The organism is Janthinobacterium agaricidamnosum NBRC 102515 = DSM 9628, from assembly GCF_000723165.1.
GTDB lineage: Bacteria > Pseudomonadota > Gammaproteobacteria > Burkholderiales > Burkholderiaceae_D > Janthinobacterium > Janthinobacterium agaricidamnosum.
In genome coordinates, this window is the sequence record NZ_HG322949.1 from 5,571,335 (window position 1) to 5,579,958 (window position 8,624).

An 8,624-nucleotide genomic window follows, 5' to 3' on the forward strand; every position below is an offset into this window, starting at 1 on the left:
CTATTTGGTGGCGCCGCCTGAGATTTGTCGTGCCAGGAAAAGTGCGGCGCGCGTGGTGGCCACCTCCAGGGAGTCGAGGTCCAGCGTCTCTTGTTCGCCATGCGCGCCCGCGCCCCACGGTCCCAGGCCATCCAGGCTGGCGGCAACATACTGGGCAATATAAGAAATGTCCGCCCCGCCCCGCGTTTCCGGCGCGATCGCCCGCAAGGGCGGCCCGCCCAGATTCTCGCTGACCGCACTATATTCAGCCAGCAATTGCTGGTTTGCCGACGTTGCCGCCATCACCGGCATAATGCGCCGAAACTCCACGCTGCTCGCCGTGCCAGGCAAGGCATGGCTGCTGATGGCAAGCATTGCCTGTTCCGCGCTATCGCGCTGGTCATCGCTGGAAAAACGCAGGTCCCCACGCACCAGCGCCTGGCCGGCGACGATGGTCTTTTTGCCGCTGGCGACGCCGCGCTCTCCGCCCTCCTCTTCGCGCACCTTTTGCCCGCCCAGCAACAGGCCGGGATTGATCGTCAGGCCAGGCGTTCGGGATAGCTCGCCACGCAGCTCGTTCAACACGCGGGAGACTTCAAACGCGGCGCCAAATCCCACCGCCGGCTGAAAAATGGTCGACGAGTGCTGCGCTGCGCCAGTCGACCTCAACAGCCATTCGCTCAAGCCACGGCGGCCGACGACCAGTTCATCCGGCGACAGGCCAAACTCGAAACCGAGCGCCATATCGCTGTTCTTTGCGGCGTCGGCCAAGGCCTTGCGCGATACCTCGGTCGGTTGTGCCGCCAGCTCTTCATCCCCCACCAGCACCACCGTGAGGTTGGCGTTTTTCAATCCTCCGGTTTGGTGCAAGGCTTGCAGTGCAAAAAGAATCGTGACCAGGCCGCCTTTGTCGTCGATGACGCCCGGTCCACTTGCCTTCCTGCCATCCTCGGAAACGGTAAAACGCTGAAACGGGCTGTCACGCGAAAATACCGTGTCCAGGTGGCCAATCAGCAGCATGCGCTTGCCGGGATGAGCACCCAGCGTGGCGACCAGGCTGCCGGCATGCCGCATGTTTTCAGGCAAGTCATGCCACTGAACATCAAAGCCCAGCGCTTCAAACTGCGGTTTCAGCCGCTCGCCCACCTGCCGGACGCCGTCGGCATTGCTGGTGCCGCTATTCAGGTTGACCAGTTGCTCCAGCAACTGAATTTGTTGCCCGCGATGGTCGTGCACAAATTGCACCATGGCGGATTGAGCCGCACTGAGCTGTGCCGCGGCGCAAAGCGGGAGCAGCATCCCGCACAGCATGGGTATCAAGAAACGCACACGGCGGTGTGTGCGGCCAGCAATGTTCGGGGGGCTCAAGCAGGTCGGTCCTTTGGTCGGCAATGGCAGGAATGTCGCTGGAATTATGCCGCAAGAATGCCGCGCCATCAGCGAACATCGAGCTTTCCCACGATGTTCAGAGAGTGTATCGGAGCTGCCAATAGATGATTTTCAATCCTGCTAGCAAGGGAACAAGCGATGATAGCTGGCGGCCATGAAATGGGACTTAGAGCCTATCCCAGTAGTGAGCGTCGTCTGCTGGCCGCGCATCAGCAGCGCGGACCAGGCGTGAGGAGCAAGCGTGGCGGGCCACGCGACGACGATCAACGCAGTCCCCGCTGCTGAGGGGCGCCAGAACAGGGCGTATTCATCTACTGGGATAGGCTCTTAATCCAGGCCAGAAAGCCATTGAATGTCGCTGTCTTGCAAGACTCGTCCATCTGATGCTTTCATTTCAATCGGTTTTAGCGGGCGCTTATTTTTCTTATCGACGAATGTGGATGCAGCGTCTCCAGGCTCGAATGCATAGGATGCGCCCCATTGCGCCAAGCCGATGAGCGCGGGAGCCAGCGCACGCCCTTTCATCGTCAGGGCATATTCCTGATACGCCGTTCCATCTGATGCGGGACGCACCTCGAGGATTTCTTGGTCCACCAGAGCCTTGATTCTTGTGCTGAGGCTGCTCTTTGCCGCACCAAGGCTGCGTCCAAAGTCATTGAATCTGGTTACGCCGGCCAAAGCATCGCGAATGATTAAAAGCGTCCACCAGTCACCGATGATGTCAAGGCTGCGGGCAACTGGGCATCTATCCTGGCTCAAACTTTTGCGCTTCACTTGGTCGTCTCCTTAACGGCTCAGTGGTACGAATTTTTGTTGCACTATGCGCAATCCTCAATTTGCAATTTTTTTCGGCACAAAATCAGTCCATTCATTATACCACTAATTCGCATCCGGCCGGATCGATCTTCCGCCCCCTGGCTGAAGTACGGCGCGCGATAAACCGGTTGCATAATCAGACTGGATGACCTAGAATTGGTTCGATAATTGGACTGGACGTCCAATGATCTCTAGAGCTATCGAGTTCTAGAAAACCATGTGCTCAGATAACGAGCTGGAGGAAGAAATGGCAAAACTTGACGGGAAGATCGCAGTCATCACGGGCGGAAGCTCTGGGATCGGTTTGGCTACAGCCAAAGTCTTTGTGGACGCCGGCGCGCGCGTCTACATAACCGGCCGCAGAAAAGCTGAACTCGATGCAGCAGTGGCCTTTCTTGGGCCAAATGCAACGCCCGTTCAGGGCGATGTCGCCAAAGCGGCCGATGTTGATCGGCTCTATGAGCAAATTCGAAATGAAGTAGGACGCCTTGACATCGTTTTTGCCAATGCTGGCGGTGTCATCCCGTCTCCGTTGGGGAGCTTGACGGACGAACACATCGACTATCACCTGGACACGCTCGTGAAGGGTGTGATCTGGACTGTGCAAAAGGCATTGCCTCTGATGGGGCCTGGTGGCTCAATTATCCTCAGCGCATCGATTGTCGCCTCTAAAGGGTGGGCTAACTGGAGTGTCTACAGCGCCGCCAAGGCGGCGGTCCGCAGCTTCGCCCGGACTTGGTCATCCGATTTGCGGGACCGTGGAATCCGGGTCAACGCGGTCAGTCCTGGCGTGATTCCGACACCGGCACATACAAACGCCGCCGAAAGCCCTGAGGCGATGAACACCTTCATGGATTATATGGCAAGCATAACGCCCCTTGCCCGAACCGGAACAGTTGAGGAAGTGGCGCGGGCAGTCGCCTTCCTGGCCTCCGACGACAGCAGCTTCATCGCAGCCAGCGAGATCTTTGTCGATGGCGGCATAGCCCAAATCTGACGAAGCCCTGCCCGCTCTCGCCCCTATCGGCGGCGCCGATGCCTCGAGATTGTCTGGGCTGCCGGGGCCGCCTCAGGGGCGCCCGGCGGGCATGGCGCCAACTTAGGAATACATCATGACTACTGTATCTTCGGCCCGTGTATCGATCGGGCTGCTACGCGAAAAGCTCCTTGGAGAACGCCGCGTTGCTTTAACGCCCGCTGATGTGAAGCGGCTTTCCGCAAAGGCGATTGTGACTGTTGAGATTGGCGCGGGGCTGGCGGCCGGTTTCCCCGATGACGCGTACGCGAATGCTGGAGCTCGCCTAGCAGAATTGCAACAAGTCCTCGATGGCTCAGCGATCATCGTCAAAGTCCGGGCTCCGAACGCGAACCAAGCGCCGCGCGCCGGCGGCGTTCTTGTTTCTCTCGGGACCCGCGATGCTACGTTAGCGAAACGGCTTCAAGAGCGGCAAGTTTCGCATCTCGCTCTTGAACGTGTTCCGCGTATCAGCAGGGCACAAGCGATGGACGTGCTTTCCTCGCAAGCGTCCGTCGCTGGCTACGCCTCCGTGCTTGAGGGAGCCCGCCTGCTCGACATCCTGCTGCCGATGCTGACGACGGCTGCCGGCATCATCAAACCGGCCAAGATGATCGCGATCGGTGCAGGGGTCGCGGGTTTGCAGGCAATTGCAACCGCGCGCCGGCTGGGCGCGGTCACGCACGGGTTCGACGTGCGGGAGGCGGCCCGAGAGCAGGTCGAAAGCCTAGGCGCGAAATTTGTGCCGGTGGATCTGGCAATGCTGGCAGCGGAAGCCGCCGGCGGCTACGCCGGACAGCAATCCGCAGAACAGCAGGAGCGGCTCCGCCGGGCGCTTGCGCCGCATCTGGCCTCAATGAACCTCGTCATCACCACGGCCCAGATTCCCGGCCGACCGGCACCGTTATTGATCGACGAGGCGGCCATTGCGCAGATGCCGCCGGGCTCCGTGATCGTTGACCTCGCGGCTGAGACCGGCGGCAATTGCGCGCTCACGCGACCGGATGAGTTGGTCACCGTTGGCGGCGTCCGGATTCTCGGTCCGACAAACCTTGCCAGCACCGCGGCGACAACCGCAAGCCAGCTCTTCAGTGGAAACATCCGATCGCTGCTCGATCACCTCATCGACGATACCGGCCACCTCAGACTGGACCCTGCCGATCCCATTACCGGTCCGCTGCTTGGCGGCGAACCGCCCGTCCCAGTTCATCAGCGACAGCTTAAGGAGGCCAACGCATGAGTGCGACCACCACCATTCAGTTTTTTGTCTTTCTACTCGCCGGCTTTGTCGGGATGCAGACGATCACCCGCATCCCTCCCTTGCTGCACACGCCCCTCATGGCCGCCACCAACGCGATTTCCGGCATTTCGCTGGTCGCATCGTTGGTCTTGGCCGGAAGCGCTGAGGGAGTTCTTGCGACAACACTGGGAACCATCGCAGTGGCTTGCGCCGTCGCCAATATTGTCGGCGGCTTCCTGATTACGGACCGCATGCTCGCGATGTTCAAGCGCGCGCCAACCGCCACGGAAAAGCAACCAGCAAAGGAGGGCGCGTCGAGCGTCACGACATCATGAACGACACATTGATCCAACTCGCCTACCTCCTCGCGGCGTTTCTCTTCATCATGGCGCTGCGCGCTCTGGGACGCCCGGACACCGCCCGCCGCGGCATGCAGTTCGCCGCCTTCGGGATGGCGGCCGCCGTATTGGCCACGCTGCTTCATGCCCGCATCGTCAACTATGAGTGGCTCGCCGTCGGCGCCATCATCGGCGCGGTGGCGGGCTACCCGCTCGGCATGTGGGTGCCGATGACCGCGATGCCGCAGCGGATCGCTCTCAGCCACGCGTTCGGTGCGTTGGCCGCCACCTTGGTGGGCGTTGGCGAATACACCCACAGTGTGGCGACCGGGTCGCTTTCTCATGGGCAGGTTCTGGCACTGGGACTGGAGGTCTTGTTCGGCGGGCTGACTGTCGCTGGAAGCCTCATGGCATTCGGCAAGCTGCAGGAAATTCTGCCCGGCCGCCCCCTGACTTTCCGCGGGCAAAATGCCTTGAACCTGATGTTGCTCGCCGCCGCCGTCATCGGCTTGGCTTGGCTGACCGTGTCGCCCAATGAAGCGTGGGTTTTCGCCGCGATGCTCGTGATCGCTGTGCTCGTCGGAATCCTCTTTGTCCTGCCGATCGGCGGCGCAGACATGCCGGTGGTTGTATCGCTGCTGAATTCCTATGCCGGCCTCGCTGCCGTCGCCACGGGATTTGCAATCGACAACAATATTCTGATCATCGTTGGCGCGCTCGATGGCCTTAGCGGCTTGATCCTCTCGCTTGCGATGAGCAAGGCCATGAATCGCTCCTTCGCCAATGTGCTCTTTGGCGCCTTCGGCTCGGCTGCCCCGGGGGGAGTCGAGTCAGCCGTCACCGGAAACGAGATGTCCGCCACCAATGCGGAAGACGCCGCGCTGCGTCTGGCATATGCCGATCGCGTAATCATGGTACCCGGGTATGGCTTGGCCGTATCACAGGCTCAGCACCAGATTCGGGAGCTTGGCGACCTCATCGAGAAGCACGGAGCAGACCTCCGCTATGCCATCCATCCGGTCGCAGGCCGTATGCCTGGCCATATGAATGTACTTCTCGCCGAGGCCGGGATTCCTTATGACAAGCTAATCGATATGGACGAAATCAATGATCGTTTCCCGGAAACGGACGTCGCGATTGTCGTGGGCGCCAATGATGTCGTCAACCCGGCCGCCCGCACCAACCCAGCCTCGCCGATCTTCGGTATGCCGATCCTCAAGGTGTCCGAGGCCAAGAGTGTTCTTGTCCTCAAACGCGGCAAAGGCAAGGGTTTTTCCGGTGTCGAAAACGATCTCTTCGTCGATCCGAAAACATCGATGCTATTTGGAGATGCACGTCAGTCGCTGCTGGACCTTGGACTGCAGGTCAAGCAGGCCTGAGGCATCGCGCATCCGGCGTTTTTTATAACGCCCATCGAAATCACGGTCACTCCGGGTCCGCTGACCGCCCGGAGTGACCGCGAGCCGCAGCCCGTCTCTCTGGAAATGCGCGGGCACTATGCTTTGACAGCACCGGAAACTGGCGCAGACAGATGAAGTTGACAACGCCCTTTCAGGAAACGAATGAGCGCATAGACTGCTGGCGTCAGCAAAGAGCGATGGACGACGCACATGGAAAGCGGAGCCGGTTCTCCCAGAATGTCCGGCAGCACATGAATTAGTCTCCCTGCTTGCAAATCTTCGGCGACATCGAGCCGGGATTTGTATGCGATCCCCAATCCTGCGACCGCCCAGCGCCGAACCAACTCCGCATCATCCGTCACGCGGTTGCCCTCCACCACCATGGGGATACTCTCTGGTCCAGATCCGAAATTCCATCGGCTGTGCACCACGCCATCCAGTTTAAATCTTAAACAATTATGCTGGACGAGTTGCTCCAGCCGGGTAATCGAACCGTTGCTGTTGAGATACGCTGGAGATGCGCACAGTATCCGCCGATTTTCGGACGCGATCGGCAAGACTATCAAGCTGCTGTCTTTCGCCACGCCATAACGGATGGTCAAATCCACCGGCCTGGAATGTAGATCGAACAAGGTGTCGCCGATGGAGATGTTCATTTCAAGTCGGCCAATATCTTCCAGATGTTCTTCGATCCAGCCGAGCAGATGATTCCGGCCAAAATCGGACGGCAACGCCAATCGCAAACTGCCACCGAACGATTTTTTTGACGCGGACATCGCCGCTGTGCCGTCCTTCATTGAACGAAGTGCCGCCTGCGCATAGACAGCGTATTGAATGCCATGCTCGGTGACGCGCAGACTTCTTGTGGTTCGCTCGAACAGGCGTGTGCCCAACGACTCTTCCAGACGTTTTACCGCATTGCTTGCAACCACCGGAGAGATGTCCAGTATGCGGGCAGCACCGGAAAAGCTGCGTGAATTCAAGGCGTGGACAAAAATTTCCAGGTCTTCAAATCTGATGGGTTTCATATCGTAACCACTTTTAATTGAAAATTAAAACTGCATATACCGCCGCCTACTGTTTCTCACCCATGGAAAGTCTCATCCTGTGGAAGTTACTTTTTAGGAGAAAACCATGAACAATATTTCCATTGGCCTTAACGCGTTACTGGGTACCGAAACTTCAGCGGCCATTCCACGCATTTCCGCCGCTGAAATGTTCAATGCGCCAGAGAATCGTCCGCTGTATGATCTATGGACGCAAGCGCCCACGGATCCGAAGATTTACAACAACCGTCGCGTTGCGGTGATCGCGACTGATGGGGTGGAAGAAATTGAACTGACGACAGTTCTGCATTTTTTCCGCTCACGCGGAGCCACCGTCGATCTGATCGCGCCGAAAAAGCCCTCTTATCCGCCGATGTTTGGGTTGCAGATTCCCGCGATTCGTGAAACCCACATCCTGACCATTCACTATATCGAGACGGCTGGCTGGATCGCGTTTGACAAAGTGCTGGATGACGCCGAGCCGGAAATCTACGACGCCGTCGTCATTCCAGGCGGAGCATGGAATCCTGATACATTGCGAGCCGATCCCAAGGTACTGGCCTTCGTCCGTGCCGTCGCGCAGAACGAGAAAATCGTCGCATCCATTTGTCACGGCCCTTGGATACTGGCGGACGCCGGCTTACTGGTGGGGCGGCGCGCCACAGCCTGGTGGGCCATGAAAAACGACCTGACAAATGCGGGAGCGATCTTTGTCGATGAACCGGTTGTGGTCGACGGAAAAATAATAAGCTCGCGTGCCCCCACTGATCTCGTTGCGTTTGTGAATGCGATCGGCGTGCAGCTGGCCTGAATGGCACCCGGCATTTCATGCCGTAGCCTGTTGATTCATGAATCTGGTTTTGGCATGGCGGCAATCTGAGCGGTCAATTAAGCCGTCAATTGTTGGGGGAATTCCTCTCTAGTGACAATGTAATTTTTCTGATTGCACGTTCAGATTTATTCACTTTACCGTATCGCCGCGCATCCTTATTCTTTGGCCGCGTGGTTCTTACCGAAACACCTATTAAAAGGAGAACTGCATGCCGTTTATTCGCATAACGGCTTTTGGCGTAGACCTAAGTAACCCTCGGAAAAAGTGTGAAGTTATGAAAAACAGAACCGGATGCGCTGCAAGGCGCCCGTTGCGACGCAGTGCGAGCACTGCTAGCAGCGGGCAACACCGCAGAGCGCCGCTTATGAAAGTCAGAAATCACCATAATTTATTGGGGGTTACTTAGAGCCTATCCCAGTAGATGAATACGCCCTCTTCTGGCGCTCCTCAGGAACGGGGACTGCGTTGATCGTCGTCGCGTGGCCCGCCACGCGTCCTCCTCACGCCTGGTCCGCGCTCCCGATGCGCGGCCAGCAGAAGACGCTCACTACTGGGATAGGCTCTTAGCA

At 58.4% G+C, this 8,624-nt stretch carries 8 protein-coding genes; 5 read left to right on the forward strand and 3 right to left on the reverse strand.

Annotated elements, in window-relative coordinates; translation table 11 throughout:
* Positions 1-1,347, reverse strand: coding sequence for a M20 family metallopeptidase (locus GJA_RS24105; RefSeq protein ID WP_197539811.1), 1,347 nt, complete (start codon positions 1,345-1,347; stop codon positions 1-3).
* Between the two features lie 348 nt (positions 1,348-1,695).
* The gene (locus tag GJA_RS24110; RefSeq protein ID WP_038497552.1) at positions 1,696-2,142 is read right to left on the reverse strand and encodes a winged helix-turn-helix transcriptional regulator; all 447 of its coding nucleotides are present in this window, start codon (positions 2,140-2,142) and stop codon (positions 1,696-1,698) included.
* A 259-nt stretch (positions 2,143-2,401) separates the two neighbouring features.
* On the opposite strand from GJA_RS24110, the gene GJA_RS24115 reads away from it, so the two are divergent.
* The 4 genes from GJA_RS24115 to GJA_RS24130 all read left to right on the forward strand — a co-directional run bounded on the left by GJA_RS24115 (position 2,402) and on the right by GJA_RS24130 (position 6,156).
* Positions 2,402-3,181, forward strand: a complete 780-nt coding sequence (locus GJA_RS24115; RefSeq protein ID WP_422567922.1) for an SDR family NAD(P)-dependent oxidoreductase — start codon at positions 2,402-2,404, stop codon at positions 3,179-3,181.
* A 115-nt stretch (positions 3,182-3,296) separates the two neighbouring features.
* A complete protein-coding gene (locus tag GJA_RS24120) occupies positions 3,297-4,439 on the forward strand; it encodes an NAD(P) transhydrogenase subunit alpha (protein ID WP_038497554.1) in 1,143 nt (380 codons plus the stop codon).
* On the forward strand, positions 4,436-4,774 hold the full coding sequence (locus tag GJA_RS24125; RefSeq protein ID WP_038497556.1) for an NAD(P) transhydrogenase subunit alpha part 2: 339 nt from the start codon (positions 4,436-4,438) through the stop codon (positions 4,772-4,774). The genes GJA_RS24120 and GJA_RS24125 overlap by 4 nt, the downstream gene beginning before the upstream one ends.
* Positions 4,771-6,156: an NAD(P)(+) transhydrogenase (Re/Si-specific) subunit beta gene (locus GJA_RS24130; RefSeq protein WP_038497559.1), complete on the forward strand. Its 1,386-nt coding sequence runs from the start codon at positions 4,771-4,773 to the stop codon at positions 6,154-6,156. The genes GJA_RS24125 and GJA_RS24130 overlap by 4 nt, the downstream gene beginning before the upstream one ends.
* A gap of 116 nt (positions 6,157-6,272) precedes the next feature.
* On the opposite strand, the gene GJA_RS24135 is transcribed toward GJA_RS24130, so the two are convergent.
* Positions 6,273-7,205: a LysR family transcriptional regulator gene (locus GJA_RS24135; RefSeq protein WP_038497561.1), complete on the reverse strand. Its 933-nt coding sequence runs from the start codon at positions 7,203-7,205 to the stop codon at positions 6,273-6,275.
* Positions 7,206-7,311: 106 nt separating this feature from the next.
* Between GJA_RS24135 and GJA_RS24140 the strand changes: the two genes are divergently transcribed.
* Positions 7,312-8,034 carry a type 1 glutamine amidotransferase domain-containing protein gene (locus GJA_RS24140; protein ID WP_061301658.1) on the forward strand — a complete coding sequence of 241 codons (723 nt, stop codon included), beginning with the start codon at positions 7,312-7,314 and terminating at the stop codon, positions 8,032-8,034.
* The last annotated feature ends 590 nt before the right edge of the window (positions 8,035-8,624 follow it).

Bases quoted from the DNA above. Each gene is read 5' to 3' on its own strand.
- GJA_RS24135 (WP_038497561.1), bottom strand. From the start codon at position 7,205: ATGAAACCCATCAGATTTGAAGACCTGGAAATTTTTGTCCACGCCTTG.
- GJA_RS24140 (WP_061301658.1), top strand. From the start codon at position 7,312: ATGAACAATATTTCCATTGGCCTTAACGCGTTACTGGGTACCGAAACT.
- GJA_RS24130 (WP_038497559.1), top strand. From the start codon at position 4,771: ATGAACGACACATTGATCCAACTCGCCTACCTCCTCGCGGCGTTTCTC.
- GJA_RS24115 (WP_422567922.1), top strand. From the start codon at position 2,402: ATGTGCTCAGATAACGAGCTGGAGGAAGAAATGGCAAAACTTGACGGG.
- GJA_RS24120 (WP_038497554.1), top strand. From the start codon at position 3,297: ATGACTACTGTATCTTCGGCCCGTGTATCGATCGGGCTGCTACGCGAA.
- GJA_RS24125 (WP_038497556.1), top strand. From the start codon at position 4,436: ATGAGTGCGACCACCACCATTCAGTTTTTTGTCTTTCTACTCGCCGGC.